Genomic DNA, 17,398 nt, shown 5'->3' on the forward strand with positions numbered 1-17,398 from the left:
GGTCGGCGCGACGGGTCCGGTCCGGGCCGCGCGCTCGGTCCGGCCGCGCGTTCAGCCGGTCCTGCGGGCCGTCACCAGACGGCAGTTCGGCGCGCCGTCCGGGCGGCGGCCCAGCTCCTCCAGCGGGATCGACCCGACCGAGAAGCCCGCCCGGACCAGCTCGTCCCGGACGTCGGCGAGCCGGAAGGTGCGGTAGTACATGACGAAGGGCGGCCGCCACACCCGATTCCGCACCCGCATCACGGCGTCGAACGCCCACAGCGACCAGTACGTCCGGGAGCCGACCGGCGGGGGAGCGGGCAGCGGGAAGACGAACAGCCCGCCGGGGCGCAGCGCCCGGTGGATCCCGGCGAAGAGGTCCGGCCGTTCGGCGGGCAGGAAGTGGCCGAACGCGCCGAAGCTGGTGACCAGGTCGAAGGCGGAGACGAAGGGGAGGGCCCGGGCGTCGGCCCGGACCCAGCCGACGCCGGGCCCGTCCGGGGCGGGCGGCAGGGCGGCCCGCGCCCGGGCCAGCATCCCTGCGCTGAAGTCGACGCCCGTGACCCGGTCCGCGCAGAGCCGCCGCAGCGCCTCGGTCCCCGCGCCCGTACCGCAGCAGACGTCGAGCCCGGACCGGAAGGGGCCGAGCGCGCGCACCGCGCGCACCACCGGATCGAGCACCAGGTCCGGGGTGCGGAAGGGGGTCGCGTCGAACGAGGGGGCGAGGAGGTCGTAGCCTCGCTCGACCGAGGAGAGCGCCTGGACGGCCAGTTCGCGGGCGGTGGGGCCGGAGGGGGAGAACATCGGCGTCACAGTACCCGGCCCGTCCGGGGCCGTCGCCGGGCGAGATCGTCGGGCGTTGCACGGCTGACTCCGCGGCGATTCATGGATCCGGCCGTTCTCCGCGCGGGCGGAAGCATTCGCGCAACCTTCCCCGGTGTGTCGGCGCGCCGGAGTGCGCCGGGGGCCTGCTCTGTGGTATCCGCGGGTCATCGCGGCTGCGCCCGGGGGAGCCGAACTACCGGACAGACAGCTTCCGCTTATGTGGAGGGGGCTGGTTTCAGCCAGCCGAGTCATGAGGATTCGGTAAACGATAAGCAAATGCGAACACTGAATCGAGAGCGGGGGATACGTTCACCCCCATGAGTCCGACAGGGGTCCCTCGCCTCAGTACGGGTCGTGGCGCGCTGCGCCCGGCCGCCCTCCGTCCGGCGGTCGGACCGGGCCGGATCCCCGGCCGTCCGGCGGCGGAGCCGGGGGCGGACTCCCCGCGGCGCGGGCGGGCGCGAACGACCTTCTGACGGCCGCCCGGCCGAGCGCCGGCCCTCCCTCTCCCCGCCCATTGAAGAATATTCATCCCATGGTGCTTCGCATGCATATCCATGACAGTGAACCGGCACAACTCAGGACGAGTTCGTTGCCCGGTGCGAGCGCCACGCCGCGCGTTGGCGTCGCCGCTCGGTCCGGCCGTATGGTTCGGTAGCGCTGAATGTTCGGTCAGCAATACGTAGCGTTGACAGCAGGGACTGAAATGACCAACGAGCCGGCAATTCCCATACAGCTGGGCAGGCCCGAGCGGATGTGGGAACGCGCCGTCGCACTCGTACTGATCGCCGTCACCAGAACTGCGAGGCCCGCATTCCGTTTGATCGATCGTGAGCTTTCGTGTTCGCATTCCAATGGCGGCTGGACCCTGGTGCTGAAGTCGGAGGACCGAGCGCTCTTCTACGGTCAGGACGTCGACTGCAGCGACACCACCTACCGGGGGGACAAGCCCGTCGACCTGCTGGTGAACGCGCCCGCCTGGCTGCCGCTGGACCGGCTGCGGGAAATGAACGACGGCTGTGAACTGGGCTATCTGTACTGGTGGGAGCAGGGCCGGTGGGGACGGGCGCCCTACCCCGACTACGTCCTGGACGACGGCCTGGTCGCCTCCTGCGACGGATACGCCGGCATCTTCGACGACCAGTACCTCTCCGACAGCTTCGCCGACGCCGGCTACCGGGACCGCGACGCCGCCGCGCGCTTCGTCGCCCGGGTCGGGGCGGGCACGGTGAACGAGTCGGCCCTCAAGGACCTGATGGACTCGGCGACCCGGCCGGGCGGCCCGCTGCCCCGGGAGTCCCGGCTGCCCTCCGCCCTGGAATGGGCCGCCAGGCTGGGCGTCGCCGAGCGGCTGGGCGCGGTCCGTACGCCGTGACACGGGCGACCGGGCCGTTCGCCGCGGACCGCCGCCGACGGCCCTGAGGGCTGCCGCCCAGGGCCCCGCGCGCCACGGCGGACGGCGGCGGGGAGCGCGCCGGGGGGGCCGTACGGGAATCGCGTCGGACGGTCGTACGGATGTCCGTACGGACGGTGGAACGGGGGCTCGCCGGGGAATGCTCACCCCGCCGGGCCGGGGGAGTCGGGGGAGGTATCGGTGACCGTCGGAGAGAGACCCGTCGCGGAGGAGCCGCGTCTCGCGCTGCGCCGCCCGCCGTCGTCCGCCTGGTCGCGGCGCGGCCTCCTGGCCGTCCTGCTGCCCGCGCTGGCCACGGTCCTCACCGGCGCGACCGCGCTCGGCGTCTCCGGGAACACCCTGCTGCCCTTCGAACGCGTCATCACGCTGGAGGGCAAGATGGCCTCCAAGCGGGACTTCTTCGAGGACGAACAGGTCCGGCGGATCCTGCTGAAGCACCACCTCAGGATCCACATCACCAGCACGGGATCCCGCGAGGTCGCCATCCGGGACCTCTCCTCCTACGACTTCGTCTTTCCCTCCGGGCAGCCCGCCGGAGATCTCATCACCCGTGAACGCGCCGCCCGCAACGAATTCACCAAGATCTACCGGCCGTTCGTCAGCCCGATCGTGCTCGCCTCCTATCGGGAGTACGCCGAGGCTCTCAAGGACGCCGGAATCGCCACCGTCCAGGAGGCGTCCGACGGCGGAAAACCCCTCTACTACCGGCTCGACACCCGGAAGTTCCTGGAACTGGTCCACCGCAAGCGCCAGTGGAACGACATCGGAATCCAGCGCCACGGAATCACCAACACCAACCGAATTCTCGCCCAGAGCCCCGATGTCTGCACGGCCAACTCGGCGGGCACCTATCTCGCCCTCGTCTCCTTCACCTGGCGCGGAAAGGCGGACGAGGTCCCCGAGACCGACCGGGAGGCGGACGAGCGCGCCCGGCGGATCAAACCGCTCATGGAACAAGGACTTCCGCACGCCGACGTCTTCCGCACCTATGTCTCCCCCGAGGGCAAGGGCGTGGCCCCGGTCGTGGTCGCGTACGAGCACCAGTACCTCACCTACCAGGCGCACCACCTCGCCCAGTCCAAGGAGCTGGACTCCCGCCGCGTCCTGCTCTACCCGGACAGCCAACTGGTCTCCCAGCCCCAGTTCCTCGCCCTCAACGAGGACGGCGACCGGCTCGGCCGGCTGATCAGCGAGGACCCCGAGCTGCGCCGGCGCGCCATGGAGCTCGGATTCCGCATTCTCGACCCCACCGGAGAGGTCGCCGGCGACCAGCTCACCCGCTTCCTCGACGAGAGCGGGATACCCGTGCCCGCCGTGGCGACCGACACCCGCGCCGCGATGCCCCGGCTCCGCCTTCTGGAACGCATGATCTCCATCGTCGGGGACTGCCCGCCCGAGGGCGGCGGATGACGCCCGGGCCCGGGCCGGTCCCCGCGGCCCGTCCCGCCGCCGCCCCGCGCCGCCGCGCCCGCCGCGGCCTCCCCCTCCTCCTCGCGCTGCTTCTGCTCGGCGCCGCCGTCGCCTGCACCGATGAGGCGCCCGCGCCCGTCACCCTCCGGCTGCTGGCCGCCCCGGAGCTGGCCGACATGGGCCCCTTCCTCGACGACTTCCGCCGGGAGACCGGCATCCGGATCGAGACCGAGTACCGGGGCGCCGCCGACGCGGACCGCGAACTCGCCCGCGGCGATCGCCGCCACGACATCGCCTGGCTCGCCTCCGACCGCTCCTTCCAGCTCCGGCTGCGGGCCGCGGGCCGCCGCGCCGAACCGCCCCTGACCACCGGCATCATGCGCTCCCCCGTCGTCATCGGCATGAAGCCCGCCACCGCCGCCCGGCTGCGCGCCGCCGGCCGCGACCGGCAGATCTCCTGGGCGGACGCGGCCGACGCGGCGGCCGGCGGCTCCCTCTCCTTCGCCATGGCCGACCCCCGCCACACCACCAGCGGACTCGCCGCCCTCGTCGGCGTGGCGACCGCCGCCGCGGGCACCGGCGGCGTACTGCGCCCGGGCGACGTCTCCTGCGACCGCCTCAGCGGCTTCTTCAGCGGCCACGCCCTCACCGAGGACTCCCCGGCCCGGCTCGCCGACGCCTTCGCCGCCCGTCAGGACACCCTGGACGCCCTGATCACCCACGAGTCCGAACTGCTCGCCCTCAACGCCTCCGGAAAGCTCCGCACCCCGCTGGAGATCGTCCACCCCAAGGACGGCATGGTCCTCTCCGACCACCCGCTCCTCCTCCTCGACCCCGCCCGGCGCGCCCCCTACGACCGGCTGGTCGAGTGGCTGAAGAGCGAACCCGTACAGCGAAAGATCATGGAACGCACCCTGCGGCGGCCGATCGACCCCGCCCTGGAGCGCATCCCCGGCCTGCGCGAACCCATCGGCAACGCGCTCTACTTCCCGGACCGCCCGCAGGTGGTCGACCGGCTGCTCGCCGACTACGGCGATCCCCGGCGCCGCCGCACCGCCCATGTGCTCTTCCTCCTCGACTACTCCGGCTCGATGCGCGGGGAGCGCATCGAGCGGCTGCGGGCCGCCTTCGACGGCCTCGGCGGCGCGGACGATTCGCGATCGGGAAAGTTTCTCCGCTTCCACCGGGGCGAGAAGATCACTGTCCTCCGGTTCGGCGGACGGGTGCTCGACGAGCGGACCGTGACCTATCGCGACGGCCGGGACCTGGAGCGGCTGCGCGATCTGGTGGCCTCCGAGGACTTCGACGACGCCACCGCCATCTGGTCCGGACTGGACCACGCCTACCGGACGGCCGGCCGGATCCTGCGCGACCACCCCGGCGAGCGGCTCTCCATCGTGCTGATGACGGACGGCCGGAACAACGCGGGCATCGGTCTGGACGCCTTCCTCCGCCGCCACCGGGACCGGTCCGCCGGGGCCCGGGAGATCCGGACCCACACCGTCCGCTACGGCGAGGCCGACGCCGCCGAACTGGGCCGGGCCGCCCGGGCGACGGGCGGCCGCCTCGCGGACGCCGCCGACCGGCCCGTCCTCGACGCCTTCAAGGAGATCCGTGGCTGTGTGGACTGAGGAGTGGTGGAGCGTCTGGTGGCCCTGGATGCTGGTGTGGCTGCTGACCGCGGCGGGCGCGCTCACGCTGCTGACCGCGCCGGTGCTCCTGCTGCTCGCCCGCAGGCGGCGCGGCCGCGACCGCAATCTCACCTACAGCATCTGCTTCTACCTCCACGACCGTTCCGTCATGGACCACTACCAGATGCGCAACTACACCGCGGCCCTGCGCAAGGAGGTCGAGCAGCGGACCAGCGACAGCGCCGACGGCACCATCCGGGCGACGGTCTTCGGGGTGAGCGCGGGCGGCGGCAAGCGCGACAACAAGGAGATCGTCAGCAAGTATCTGGAGGTCGCCGAGCCGATCTCGGTGATCGGCGTGATCATGGATGTGCTGGAGGCGAAGGACGTCATCGTCCATGTCGACCTCGTCAACCAGACGGTACGCCGTAACGCGGCCCTGGCCGGCGCCCTCTCCCTGCGGGGCGGTCCGGGGCCCGCGCCGCAGGACGTGCGGCTGCGCGACATCGAGGACTTCGTCCTGATCCGGGGCCGCTTCCGCAAGATCAGCGAGTCCCCCGACTCCACCGTCCTCATCGCCCCCTACGGCGACCCGGACGACCCCGCCCGCGGGCCGCGCGTCCGGCTCGTCTGCGTCACGGAGGGCCTGCGCAACGAGGTCCCCGACGGAGCCTTCTCGGCCCGCTGCCTGGGCAAGGTCCAGGACTGGAACGCCCCGGAGCAGATCCTGGAGATCCAGGCCATGGCCATCTTCCGCTGAGCGGCCGTCCGGCCCGGCGGAGAGAGCCCGCGAGCCAGAGGGTCCGAGGGTCCGGGGGCCCGCATTTGCCGATGGATACCCCCTGGGGGTATAAATGGAGCTGTCAGACACCCCCCAGGGGTATCAGCATCAAGGAGGAACACCATGGCGCTCCACAGCACCGCCTACCGCGTCGCCGGAGTCAACAGCGGTCACTGCCAGGCCCGGATCAGCACCGCGCTGCGCGCGCTCGACACGGTGCGCACCGTGCGGATGGAGATCTCCACGGGGGTGCTGACCGTGACCACCGAGACGGAGCCGGACGACGGGCTGGTCTCCGAGACGGTCGAGGACGCCGGATACGACTTCCTCGGCCGCGCCGACTGACCGGCCCCGGACGCACACGGGCCCCGGGCGCGCGATGCGCCCGGGGCCCGTGTGCGTCCGGGGCCGGAATCAGAAGACGCGGTCCGCCGTGATCACCCGGGCGCAGCGCCCGGCCGCCCACTCCAGCGCCATGCGGTGCTCGCGCTCGGAGAAGTCGGCGACGGCGTCCGCCACCACGAAGGCCTGGACGTCCTGCATCCAGGCGTCGCACGCGGTCGTCAGCACGCCGATATGGGCGTAGACGCCGGTGACGATCAGCTGGTCGCGCCCCTGCTCGCGGAGCAGCTCCAGGAGATCGGTCCGGACGAACGCGCTGTACTTCCACTTGGTCAGCACCGTGTCGCCCGGCCCGGGCGCGACGGCCTCCGCGATGGCCGCGGCGTGCGGGTCGTTCGGCAGCCCGGGGCCCCAGAAGTCCTGCTGGAGGCCGCGTTCGGCCGCCGTCTGGCCGCCCGGCTGGGCGGTGTAGACGACGGGCACCCCGAGCCGGTCCGCGTCCTTGCGGAGCAGGGACACCTGGTGCAGCAGCGTGTTCAGCGGCTCGGGGTGGTCCCCGTACGCCGACAGGAAGTAGTTCTGGAGATCGTGGACGAGCAGCACCGCGCGGGCCGGGTCCACCTCCCAGTCGACCCGGCCCGCCGGGAGTTCGTCCGGCTTGGGCATCGAGTAGGGGGCGATGGCGGGCAGAGCCATGGGGATTCCGTTCCGTGCGGTGGTGTGCGGGTCGGGGCGGCGGCTTACGGGGCGGCCGGGGAGGTCGCCGCCGCGCGGAGATCCTTCTTGGAGACCTTGCCGACGCCGGTCTTGGGGAAGGCGTCCACGAAGACCACCCGGTCCGGCACCTTGTAGGCGGCCAGTCCCCGTTCCCGTACGAACTTCTTCACGGCGGGCGCCCGCAGCGGCTCGGCGCCCGGCCGGAGGATCACGTACGCGCAGGTCCGCTCGCCCAGATACGGGTCCGGCTCGGCGACCACGTTCGCGTCGTGGACGGCGGGGTGGGCGAGGATGTGGTTCTCCACCTCCTCGGCCGCGATCTTCTCGCCGCCGCGGTTGATCTGGTCCTTGGCCCGGCCCTCCACCACGATGTGGCCCGTCGCGGTGAGTCGGACGACGTCGCCGGTGCGGTAGAAGCCGTCCTCGGTGAAGGAGCGCGCGTTGTGCTCCGGCGCCTTCCAGTAGCCGCGGATCGTGTAGGGGCCCCGGGTCAGCAGATGCCCGGTCTCGCCGACCGGCAGCTCGTTGTCCTCGTCGTCCACGACGAGGATCTCGTCGTCGGGGGAGATCGGCCGGCCCTGGGTGGTGAGGACCGTCTCCTGCGGATCGTCCAGCCGCGTGTAGTTCACCAGCCCCTCCGCCATCCCGAAGACCTGCTGGAGCGAGCAGCCCAGCGCCGGGCGCACCCGGCGGGCCGTCTCCTCGCTGAACTTGGCCCCGCCCACCAGCAGTACGGAGAGCGAGCCGAGGTCGTACGCGGACCGGGGCGCGGCCTCGGTCCAGACCAGCGCCAGCGGCGGGACCACGCCGGTGATGGTGACGCCCTCGGACTCGATCAGACGGAACGCCTCGTCGGGGACGGGCCGGGGGCAGAGCACGACCCGGCCGCCCGCGTACAGCGTCCCCAGCGAGCCGGGGGACGAGAGCGGGAAGTTGTGCGCCGCGGGCAGTACGCACAGATAGACGCTGTTCTCGTCGACGGCGCAGATCTCGTTGGAGCCGCGCAGCGAGTAGATGTAGTCGTCGTGGGTGCGCGGGATGAGCTTGGGCACGCCCGTGCTGCCGCCGGAGAGCTGGAGGAACGCCAGGTCGCCGGGGGCCGGTTCGGGCAGGTCGACCGGCTCGGCCGGCACCTCGGCCAGGCTCTCGAAGTACCCGGCGTCGCCCCCGGCGACGAAGACGTGCTTGAGGGAGGGGGCCTGGGCGCGGGCCGTCGTCGCCAGCGTCCGGTAGTCGAATCCCTCGTGGACGGCGGGGATCACATAGGCGACGGCCTCGGTGAAGGAGCAGAAGTAGCCGATCTCGGTCTTGCGGTGGGCGGGCAGCGCGAAGACGGGGAGCGCGCCGATCCGGAAGAGCGCGAAGACCACCTCGAAGAACTCGGCGACGTTCGGCAGCTGGACCACGACCCGGTCGCCCCGGCCGATGCCGCGCGCGGCGAATCCGGCGGCCATCCGGTCGGCCCGGCGGTCGAGTTCGGCGTACGTCCAGACGCGCCGGCCGCCGGCGGGGCCGCCGGCCGGGTCGATCACGGCGATCCGGTCCGGGTGGACCTCGGCCCGGTCGCGCAGCATCCCGCCGAAGGTCTCCCCGCGCCAGTGGCCCGCGGCCCGGTAGCGGGCGGCGAACTCCTCGGGCCAGGTGGGCGCCTCGGGGGCGCCGGTGGTCCGGGGGGAGGGGGGCTCCTCGGGCCCGGCGGCGGTCTCCGGGGCGGCGGCCCCGGCCGGAACGGTGCTCACAGCTCGGCTCCCACGGCGTTCAGGAAGGTACGGAATTTCGCGGCCGTCTCCTCGGTCTCCGCCTCGGGCTCGGAGGCGGCGACGACCCCGGCCCCGGCGTACAGCCGCAGGGTGCGCTCCTCGGCCTCGGCGCAGCGGATGGTGACGACCCATTCGCCGTCGCCGGACGCGTCGCCCCAGCCGACCACGCCGGTGAAGAAGCCCCGGTCGAAGGGTTCGGTCTCCTGGATGACGGTGCGGGCCAGCGCGGTGGGGGTGCCGCAGACCGCGGGCGTCGGGTGGAGCGCGCAGGCGATCTCCAGCGCGGAGATCCCGGGGTCGGCGAGTTCGCCGGTGACGGTGGTCGACAGATGCCACATGGCGGCGGTGCGGATCAGGGTGGGCCGGGCCGGCACGTCGATGGACGAGCAGTACGGCGCCATCCCCTGGTGCACGGCGTCCACCACGACGGCGTGTTCGTGGAGGTCCTTGGCCGACTGGAGGAGCGCGGCGGCGCGGCGCACGTCCTCGGCGAGGTCGGGGCTGCGCGGGGTGGACCCGGCGAGCGGGTTGGAGACCAGCCGGCCGCCCCGGCGCGAGACCAGCAGCTCGGGGCTGGCGCCCAGCAGGGTGCGGCCGGGGCCGGTCGGCAGCGCGAAGGTGTAGCCGGCCGGGTCCCGGCGGGCGAGCCGGTCCAGCATCCCCGGGATGTCCAGCGGGTCGTGGCCGGTGAGGGCGAGGGTGCGGGCCAGGACGACCTTGCTGAACTCGCCCTGCCACATCCGGTCGACGGCCGAGGCCACTCCCTTGGCGTACACCTCGGGCGCGGGCTCCGGCCGGATCTCCCAGCCGCCCGACGGCGCGCTGCCCGCGGGGAGCGCGGTCAGCGGGTCGGAGACGAGCGGCGGGCCGGTGCGGACGACCTCGGGGATCACCAGCGCCGGGGCCGCCGTCTGGTCGAAGGGGATGGCCCCGACGACCGTGGCCGAGGGGGATCCGGCGAGAGCGGCGGCCACCCGGTGGGCGACGGGCCCGTCGCCCTCGGGTATCGCGCTCCGGACTCCGTGCGCCAGCAGCGTGCGGGTGGGCGTGGCGAGGAAGCGGGCGTCCGGGCGGTAGGCGTCGAGAAGTGCGGTGGCGGCTCCGACGGCGGGGTGCGCCGGCTCGTCCATCGTTCGGTGTGTGGCGACCTGGTGGGCAGCCGTCGACACGGTGACTCCTCTGTTCGAAGTGAGGGTGCGGGGGCGGGGGAAGAGCGGTCGGGCGAGGGCCCGGGGCGGGGCCGGCCGCGGCGGACCGGCCGGTCCGGTCAGCGCAGGGTCGCGCCGCCGTCGACGTACAGATCGTGCATGGTGATCTGCCGGGCCCGGTCGGAGGCGAGGAAGACCACGGCGTCCGCGATGTCCTCGGGTGCGGCGATCCGGCCGAGCGGGATGCCGGTGCGGTACGCCGCCGGGGACGGGTCGCCGTCGATGACCCGCGCGGGGCCCGACTCGTCGGTCCACAGGGCGCGTTGCATCGGGGTGTCGGTGGAGCCGGGGGCGACCACGTTGCAGCGGATGCCGTCGCGGGCGCTCTCCAGGCCCAGGCATTTGGTGAACATCACGGCCGCGGCCTTGGAGGCGGCGTAGGCGGCCATCCGGGGGCGGGGGATGCCCGCGGCGTTGGAGGCGACCGTGACCACGCAGCCGGAGCGGCGCGGTGTCATCCGGGCGACGACGGCCCGCGAGAGATGGAAGACGCCGGTGGTGTTCACGGCGAAGGTGTCCGCCCAGTCCCGGTCGGTCATCTCCACCACGGGAGCGGTGCGCAGCACGCCCGCGACGTTCACCAGGATGTCGATGGGGCCGAGTTCGCGCTCCACGCGGGCGACCGTGGACTCGACGGCCCCGGCGTCGGTGACGTCGAGCGGATAGGCCCTGACCCGCCCGGGGTCCCGGCCCGGCTCCCCGGCCTGCTCCGAGGCGACGGCGGAGAGCGTGTCGGCGGCCCGGTCGGTGGCTGCCACCGTGGCGCCGAGCGCGGCCAGAGCACGTGTCACCGCCGCGCCGATGCCCTGTCCGGCACCGGTGACGAGTGCCACGCGGCCGGCGAACTCCCCGCCGGACGCTCTGTGGTCAGGCATGAGCAACCTCCTCGTTCTTAGGTGAGCCTAACCTAAGTGTGGCCATTGGCCCACCCTGCCCTCCCCTTCCGGTTCGCGGCCGAACTCGCGCGGTGACACGAGGACTTCCGGAAGCGCGCCGCGAGTCTCCCCGGAGCGCACTTAAGATAGGCTTACCTTAGTTCTATTCAGGTGCGGCCGTGATCGGTTCCCTGTACTCAGAGGGAGAAGGTGAAGTGGCCACGGTCCCCTCGCGCGGCAGCGCGGTCGAGCCCCGAAGTCCGAAGGACGCCCCGGGCCCGCAGACGACCAGCGGCGTCCCCGCGCCCCCGCCCCCGCTCCGCCGGACGGTCCGCGACGGGACGCCCGCCGCCCCCGAGCCGCCCTCCCCGGTGCGCCGGAGCATCGCGACCCGGCTCACCGGACTCCTCGTGGGCTGCGCGGTCCTCGCCCTGATGATCGTCCTGAGCATCTCGCTGGGCGCGAAGTCCATCCCCTTCGGCGACGTCGTGAGCGGACTGCTGGATCCCGACGGCTCCGAGAACGCCGTCATCGTGCGGGACTACCGGCTCACCCGGACCCTGCTCGGCATCGCCGTCGGCGTCGGACTCGGCCTCTCCGGGGCCGTCATGCAGGCCCTGACCCGCAATCCCCTCGCCGACCCCGGACTCCTCGGCATCGAGTCCGGGGCCTCCGCCGCCGTCGTCGTCGCCATCGGCGGCTTCGGGATCACCTCCCTGCTCGGCTACGTCTGGTTCGCGTTCGCCGGAGCCGTCGTCGTCGCGGTCGTCGTCTACATCCTCGGCACCTCCGGCAGAGGGGCCGCGAGCCCCGTCCGGCTGATCCTCGCCGGCACCGCCGTCAACGCCTCGCTCATCGCCGGCATCTCCGCCGTCACCTTCCTCGACGACGAGGCCTTCGGCGAACTGCGGATGTGGGCCGTCGGCACCCTCGCCGGACGCGAGGGGGCCGTGCTCGGACAGGTCGCGCCCTTCCTGATCGCCGGCGCCCTCATCGCCCTCTCGCTGAGCGGGTCCCTCAACGCGCTCGCCCTCGGCGACGAGACGGGCAAGGCCCTCGGCGCCCGCGTGGTGCGCACCCGGATCCTCGGAGTCCTCTCCGTGACCCTGCTCTGCGGAGCCGCCACCGCCGCCGTGGGCCCCATCGGCTTCGTCGGGCTCATCGTGCCCCACGTCGCCCGCCTCATCACCGGCCCCGACCACCGCTGGATCCTCGCCTACTGCGTGGTCCTCGCCCCCGTCCTGCTCCTCGGGGCCGACGTCCTCGGCCGCCTCGTGGTGCGCCCCGACGAGCTGGCCGTCGGCATCGTCACCGCCGCCATCGGCGCGCCGGTCCTCATCGCCCTCGTCCGTACGCGCAAGGTGCCCCAGGTATGAGCAGAGCCCCAGGTGTGAGCGGACCCGACTCCCTCACCGCCGACCTCGTCAAGAGCCCCGGCGGGCCCGGCCCGGGCCCGGGCCACGACCCGGCCCCCGGCGGCGAGGCCGGAGCCGGGGCCGAGGTCCGCCGGCTCGTCCCCGGGCTGCGGCTGCGGGCGGCCGGCGGCCGGATCGCCCTGCGGCTGCCGAAGCGGCCGCTGGCCACCGGATTCGCCCTGCTCGCCGCACTCGTCACCGTCGCCGTGCTGGCGCTCGGCACCGGCGACTTCACCGTCTCGCCCGCCGACGTGCTGCGCGCCCTGGCCGGCGCGGGCACCACCGCCACCGACTATGTCGTCAACACCCTGCGGCTGCCGCGACTGCTGGTCGGCGTCGTCGTCGGCGCGGCCCTCGGGCTGAGCGGCGCGATCTTCCAGAGCCTGGCCCGCAATCCGCTGGGCAGTCCCGACATCATCGGCTTCGAGACCGGCGCCGCCACCGGCGCCCTGCTCCAGCTCCTCGTCTTCGGCGGCGGCCCGTTCGCCGTCGCCGTCAGCGCGGTCCTCGGCGGACTCGGCACGGCCCTCGCGGTGTACGCGCTCTCCTACAAGCGCGGCGTGCAGGGCTACCGGCTGATCCTCGTGGGCATCGCGGCGGGCGCGCTGCTCAGCTCGGTGAACGCCTATCTGATGATCAAGGCGTCGCTGGACGAGGCGCACGCCGCCGCCGTCTGGCTCACCGGCTCGCTCAACGGCCGGGGCTGGGACCAGCTGGCGCCCGCGCTGGCCGCCGTCGCCCTGCTCTTCCCGGCCGCGCTGCTGCTCGGCCCGCACCTGCGGATGATGGAGGCGGGCGACGCGTCCGCCAAATCCCTCGGCGTGCCGGTGGAACGCTCCCGGCTCGCCCTCGTTGTGGTGGCCGTCCTGCTCTGCGCCACCGCCACGGCGGCCGCCGGACCGATCGCCTTCGTGGCCCTCGCCGCGCCCCAGCTGGCCCGCAGGCTCACCCGCAGCGCCGGGGTGACGCTGATCCCGGCCGCGCTGATGGGCGCGCTCCTGCTGACCGTCAGCGACTTCGCCGCCCAGCGGGTGCTCGCCCCTGTCCAGCTCCCCGTCGGGATCATGACGGCCGCCATCGGCGGTCTCTATCTGATGTGGCTGCTCACCCACGAGTGGCGGGCCGGCCGCCGCTGACCGGCCGTCCCGTACCGCCGCACGGCACGCGGAAGCCATGGCCGTACGCGCGAGGCGTGAACGCCCGGGACGCCCCGGCCCGCCGGACGCGGGCCGGGGCGTCTCAGTTGCGCACCGGGTCGGGCCAGTGCGGCTGCGCGGTGAGCAGCCGGGCCGTGAGCTGGGCCCGGCGGGTGACGCCGAGCTTCCGGTAGGCGTGCGTCAGATGGGTCTCCACCGTCCGGCGCGCCAGATGGAGCGAGGCCCCGATCTGCGCGTTGGTGAGCCCGCGCGCCGCGAGGTCCACGATCCGGCGCTCCGCCTCCGTGAGCGACCCCACCCCGTTGGGCGTCCGGCGCACCGCCCGCGCGTCGACCAGCGCGAGCGCCTGTTCGGCGGCGCGCACCAGACGCGGCAGCGGCGGATGCTCCGGGGTCGGCCGCTGCGCGGTGCGGTACGCCTCCCGCAGGGTCTCCCGCCCCTTGCGGGCCCGGCCCATCTCGATCTGCGCCCGGCCCAGGTCGAGCAGGGCCTCGGTCAGCTCCACCACCGCCGGGGAGGCGCGCAGCAGTCCGACGGCCTCGGTGAGGGTCTCCAGTCCGCGCCGGCCGCCGACGGCTCTGGCCCGGGCGTGCAGGGCGCGGCCCACGACCCGGGGGGTGCCCCAGGAGCGCGCGTACCGCAGCTCCTCGTCGGCGAGGGCCACCGCCTCGGCGGGCCGCCCCAGCGCGACCAGGGCGTGGGCGGCGCCGGAGCGCCACGGCTGGGCGACCGGGCTGTGGAAATTGCGGTGCAGCATCCGGATCCCGCAGGCCCGGTAGTCGTCCAGCGCCTCCTGCCAGCGGCCCTCGGCCGCGTAGAGCCTGGCCCGGGTGCAGAGCAGATCGTCCCAGGGCCAGGCGTCGTGCGGAGAGTCGGCGCCCGCGCGGGAGAACAGCTGCCAGGCGGTGTCCCGGTGGCCGAGTTCGAAGTGGGCCAGGGAGAGGGTGGACAGCAGATGGGGGAATTGCACCCCCCGGTCGAGCGAGGCGTGCAGCACCGGCTCGTACTCGTCGATGACCTGCTGGAAGTACCCGCCCCACAGACTCGCCGTGGCCCGGGCGCCGACCAGGAACTGCTGGCCCACATCGGTCAGATCGGGCAGTTCGGGCTGGTCCGGCAGACCGCGCAGGGTCAGCGCGCGGGCCTCGTCCAGCCGGTCGGCCCACTGGAGCAGCGAGGCCGCCGTGCCCAGCCACCCCGTCCGCAGCAGCGGATCGACCGGCGCGCCCAGCCGGGCTCTGACCCGGGCGACGGCGCGGTGCGCGGAGAGGCTGCCCACCCCGGCGTCGTACGCGGTCAGCAGCCCGCAGACCAGCGGTTCGAGCGAGGCGGGGGCGTCCCGGGCCAGGGTGCGCAGCTCCTCGACCGCGTACCGCCACTGCTGGGGGTCGTGGATCGCGATGCCGGCGGCGACGACCTTGGCGGTCTGGATCAGCCGGGAGTCCTGGCTGCGCTCGCCGACCTCGCGGAGCACCCGCAGGGCGGGGTCGATATGGCCGCAGGCGACGAGCGCGCCGGAGAGCGCGGAGGCCACCGTGAGCCGGTCGGGCCCGGCGGCGTGCTGGAGTTCGCGCTGGATCCGGCGGGTGCCCGCCTCGGCGGACCGGAACAGCTCCAGGGAGCCGAGCCGGCACACCAGGGAGGTGCGGTGGTCGGCGGTGAGCGGGCCGCCGACGGCCCGGCGCAGCAGCTGCACGGCCCGGTCGGGGCTGCCCTCGCGCAGCGCCTGGTCTGCGGCCTGCTCCAGGGCGAGCGGCATCCACGCCTCGCCGATGCGGGGGAGATGGGCCAGCTGGGCGGCGACGGCCGCCGCGTTCGCCCCGCGTTCGTAGAGCTGGCGGGCGGCGCGCAGCCGCAGCGGGCCGAGTTCGGTGTCGGCGGCGCCCGCGAGCACCGCCTCACGGGCCAATGGGTGGGAGAGCAGCCGCTCCAGCGAGGGGCCCTCGCGCAGTATCTCGGCCTGCCGGCCGAGCGGCAGGCCGGTCATGCCCGCCAGGAAGGGGACGTCGGGGTGGGGCACCGGTCCGGGGGCGAGCACCAGGGCCAGGGCGAGGGCGGTCTCACGGCGACCGGGTAAGGAGTCGCCGGCCAGCCAGCGGGTCATCGCGTCGCGGTAGCGGCTGCCCGTCAGATCGTCGAGTCCGAGGGGCGCGGGGCCGTCGGACAGATCGGCGAGGAGGGCGTGCAGGAGTTTGGGGCTGCCCGCGCTCGCGTGGGCGCAGAGCCGGGCGGTCTCGGGGCCGTGGCCGCGGGCGGCGGCGAGCTGGGCGACGGCGGGGTCGCTGAGGGGGGCGAGCGACATCTCCTGGCCCGTGGCGCCGGGGAGCCCGTCGATGTCGAGGGAGGGGGAGCCGGAGAGCAGCAGCAGGACGGGGAGCCGGCCGAGTCTGCGGGTGAGATAGCGCAGCCAGCGGAAGGAGGCCTCGTCCGCGTGCTGGGCCGCCTCCACGACGAGGAGCGCCGGTCCGTGCGCGGCCAGTTCGTCGGTCAGGCCGTGGAAGATCCGCTGCCGCTCCTCGGCCGGCGGCGAGCAGGCGAACGGGAGGGTGTCGGCCTCGGGGAAGAGCTGGCGCAGCACGCCGAAGGGGAAGTCGGCCTCCTGGGGGCAGCCGCGGGCGTGCGCGACGCGCATGCCGTTCGCGCGGGCGTGCCGGACGGCCTCGGTCACACAGGAGGTCAGGCCCATTCCGGTCGTGCCCCGCAGCAGCAGCCACCGTCCGTCTCCGGCGACGGCCGACGCGCCCGCCTGTGCGACCGCCGTGAGTTCGGCGTCCCGTTCGAGCAGACTGTTCTCCACTGAGCCCCCTGTCCGAGTCCGCTGTACTGCTTACGGACTGTTCCGCGAGCCGAGCGGATAATCATGATCGAATGAAAGTTGTCACTTTCTCAAAAAGTATTGACATATTAGAGGAAGACAAAACGCAGGATAGCGGATGAATCGGTGGGATTGGCAGACGAGTTGAGCCACGGCCCCGCCGGAGGGAGCCGTGGCCCGTAAGTCCGTTACGTACGGACCTGCTAGTCGTCCTCGTCCTGCGGCTCGTGGTGGTCCAGATTCACGATCCCGCGCTTCCAGAACCCGTCCACATCCGTGTACTCACGGTTCAGGCCCAGGTCCTTGTGGAGATAGCGGCGGATCGGCTTCAGCTCGCCCGCCTCGCCCGCGATCCAGATGAACGGATCGCCGGGCAGGAACTCCACGTCCTTGATCGCCCGTTCCATCAGATCGCCGTCGCCGTGCGCCAGCCCGTCCCGGTGCAGCCAGACGATCTCGGCGTCGGCGCGGGTGCGGATCGGGTGCTCCTCCGCCGCGTCGTCCACGAGCAGGAACGTCTTCACCGGCACGCCCTCGGGCAGATCCTCCAGCATCCGGCAGATCGCCGGGATCGCCGTCTCGTCGCCCGCGAAGAGATACCAGTCGAACACCCACGGCACCATGATCGAACCACGCGGCCCCGCCACCCCGAGCTTCTGGCCCGGCGCGGCCTGCTCGGCCCACACGGAGGCCACGCCCTTGCCGTGCAGCACGAAGTCCAGGTCGAGTTCGCCCGCCTCGGCGTCGAAGCGCCGGGTCGTGTAGTCCCGCGAGATCGGGAAGGGGGGCTCGGTCGGGAACTCCAGCCCGTCCCCGTCGTCCGCGATCCTCGGCAGCACCGGAAGCTCGGCCCCCGGCTCCGGGAAGAAGCACTTCACATGATCGGCGGGGGAGCGGTCGATGAACCCCTCCAGCTCGGGGCCGCCCAGGGTGACCCGCACCATCCGGGGGGTGGGCCGGCTGACCCGCAGGACCTCCAGCGTACGGACCGTTATGTCGTGGTACACGACCTCGATGTCCGGCAGATTACTGGTTTCCACGGTACTGACTCGCTTCCGAAGAGGATGAA

At 73.4% G+C, this 17,398-nt stretch carries 14 protein-coding genes; 7 read left to right on the top strand and 7 right to left on the bottom strand.

All coding sequences use genetic code 11. The features are described from left to right. Window positions 1-51: 51 nt before the first annotated feature. Window positions 52-783: a class I SAM-dependent methyltransferase gene (locus ACF089_RS17795; protein WP_392027139.1), complete on the bottom strand. Its 732-nt coding sequence runs from the start codon at window positions 781-783 to the stop codon at window positions 52-54. Between the two features lie 727 nt (window positions 784-1,510). On the opposite strand from ACF089_RS17795, the gene ACF089_RS17800 reads away from it, so the two are divergent. From ACF089_RS17800 to ACF089_RS17820, 5 genes are all read left to right on the top strand, one after another. Beyond that, on the top strand, window positions 1,511-2,179 hold the full coding sequence (locus tag ACF089_RS17800) for a hypothetical protein (protein WP_392027142.1): 669 nt from the start codon (window positions 1,511-1,513) through the stop codon (window positions 2,177-2,179). A gap of 219 nt (window positions 2,180-2,398) precedes the next feature. Further along, window positions 2,399-3,628 (top strand): hypothetical protein, encoded by a 1,230-nt coding sequence (locus ACF089_RS17805; protein WP_392027144.1) that lies wholly within the window; start codon window positions 2,399-2,401, stop codon window positions 3,626-3,628. Then, a complete protein-coding gene (locus tag ACF089_RS17810) occupies window positions 3,625-5,259 on the top strand; it encodes a substrate-binding domain-containing protein (RefSeq protein ID WP_392027147.1) in 1,635 nt (544 codons plus the stop codon). Before ACF089_RS17805 ends, ACF089_RS17810 begins: the two co-directional genes overlap by 4 nt. Beyond that, a complete protein-coding gene (locus ACF089_RS17815; protein ID WP_392027150.1) occupies window positions 5,243-6,019 on the top strand; it encodes a hypothetical protein in 777 nt (258 codons plus the stop codon). The genes ACF089_RS17810 and ACF089_RS17815 overlap by 17 nt, the downstream gene beginning before the upstream one ends. Before the next feature lie 144 nt (window positions 6,020-6,163). After that, on the top strand, window positions 6,164-6,385 hold the full coding sequence (locus ACF089_RS17820; RefSeq protein WP_392027153.1) for a heavy-metal-associated domain-containing protein: 222 nt from the start codon (window positions 6,164-6,166) through the stop codon (window positions 6,383-6,385). Window positions 6,386-6,454: 69 nt separating this feature from the next. Here the strand turns inward: ACF089_RS17820 and ACF089_RS17825 are convergent, their stop codons facing one another. The 4 genes from ACF089_RS17825 to ACF089_RS17840 form a co-directional block, all read right to left on the bottom strand. Further along, window positions 6,455-7,078 carry an isochorismatase family protein gene (locus ACF089_RS17825; RefSeq protein ID WP_392027156.1) on the bottom strand — a complete coding sequence of 208 codons (624 nt, stop codon included), beginning with the start codon at window positions 7,076-7,078 and terminating at the stop codon, window positions 6,455-6,457. Window positions 7,079-7,122: 44 nt separating this feature from the next. Next, window positions 7,123-8,838, bottom strand: a complete 1,716-nt coding sequence (locus ACF089_RS17830; protein ID WP_392027159.1) for a (2,3-dihydroxybenzoyl)adenylate synthase — start codon at window positions 8,836-8,838, stop codon at window positions 7,123-7,125. Beyond that, window positions 8,835-9,989, bottom strand: coding sequence for an isochorismate synthase (locus ACF089_RS17835; RefSeq protein WP_392027233.1), 1,155 nt, complete (start codon window positions 9,987-9,989; stop codon window positions 8,835-8,837). The genes ACF089_RS17830 and ACF089_RS17835 overlap by 4 nt, the downstream gene beginning before the upstream one ends. A gap of 137 nt (window positions 9,990-10,126) precedes the next feature. Next, window positions 10,127-10,942: a 2,3-dihydro-2,3-dihydroxybenzoate dehydrogenase gene (locus tag ACF089_RS17840; RefSeq protein ID WP_392027162.1), complete on the bottom strand. Its 816-nt coding sequence runs from the start codon at window positions 10,940-10,942 to the stop codon at window positions 10,127-10,129. A gap of 371 nt (window positions 10,943-11,313) precedes the next feature. Here ACF089_RS17840 and ACF089_RS17845 point away from each other — a divergent pair, with 371 nt between their 5' ends. Together ACF089_RS17845 and ACF089_RS17850 are read left to right on the top strand one after the other, a co-directional pair. Further along, window positions 11,314-12,318: a FecCD family ABC transporter permease gene (locus tag ACF089_RS17845; protein WP_392027236.1), complete on the top strand. Its 1,005-nt coding sequence runs from the start codon at window positions 11,314-11,316 to the stop codon at window positions 12,316-12,318. Further along, entirely contained in the window at window positions 12,315-13,493 is a 1,179-nt protein-coding gene (locus tag ACF089_RS17850; protein WP_392027165.1) for a FecCD family ABC transporter permease, read from the top strand. The genes ACF089_RS17845 and ACF089_RS17850 overlap by 4 nt, the downstream gene beginning before the upstream one ends. A 103-nt stretch (window positions 13,494-13,596) precedes the next feature. On the opposite strand, the gene ACF089_RS17855 is transcribed toward ACF089_RS17850, so the two are convergent. Both ACF089_RS17855 and ACF089_RS17860 read right to left on the bottom strand, forming a co-directional pair. Then, window positions 13,597-16,311 carry a LuxR C-terminal-related transcriptional regulator gene (locus tag ACF089_RS17855; RefSeq protein ID WP_392027168.1) on the bottom strand — a complete coding sequence of 905 codons (2,715 nt, stop codon included), beginning with the start codon at window positions 16,309-16,311 and terminating at the stop codon, window positions 13,597-13,599. Window positions 16,312-16,532: 221 nt separating this feature from the next. Then, complete coding sequence (locus tag ACF089_RS17860) at window positions 16,533-17,369, bottom strand: siderophore-interacting protein (protein WP_392027171.1); 837 nt, start codon at window positions 17,367-17,369, stop codon at window positions 16,533-16,535. Window positions 17,370-17,398: the final 29 nt, after the last annotated feature.

Source organism: Streptomyces sp. NPDC014894 (assembly GCF_043080985.1).
Lineage (GTDB): Bacteria > Actinomycetota > Actinomycetes > Streptomycetales > Streptomycetaceae > Streptomyces.

Excerpts from the sequence above, each read along its gene's own strand:
- ACF089_RS17825 (WP_392027156.1), bottom strand. The coding sequence starts at position 7,078 with ATGGCTCTGCCCGCCATCGCCCCCTACTCGATGCCCAAGCCGGACGAA.
- ACF089_RS17820 (WP_392027153.1), top strand. The coding sequence starts at position 6,164 with ATGGCGCTCCACAGCACCGCCTACCGCGTCGCCGGAGTCAACAGCGGT.
- ACF089_RS17835 (WP_392027233.1), bottom strand. The coding sequence starts at position 9,989 with ATGGACGAGCCGGCGCACCCCGCCGTCGGAGCCGCCACCGCACTTCTC.
- ACF089_RS17840 (WP_392027162.1), bottom strand. The coding sequence starts at position 10,942 with ATGCCTGACCACAGAGCGTCCGGCGGGGAGTTCGCCGGCCGCGTGGCA.
- ACF089_RS17810 (WP_392027147.1), top strand. The coding sequence starts at position 3,625 with ATGACGCCCGGGCCCGGGCCGGTCCCCGCGGCCCGTCCCGCCGCCGCC.
- ACF089_RS17795 (WP_392027139.1), bottom strand. The coding sequence starts at position 783 with ATGTTCTCCCCCTCCGGCCCCACCGCCCGCGAACTGGCCGTCCAGGCG.
- ACF089_RS17850 (WP_392027165.1), top strand. The coding sequence starts at position 12,315 with ATGAGCAGAGCCCCAGGTGTGAGCGGACCCGACTCCCTCACCGCCGAC.
- ACF089_RS17800 (WP_392027142.1), top strand. The coding sequence starts at position 1,511 with ATGACCAACGAGCCGGCAATTCCCATACAGCTGGGCAGGCCCGAGCGG.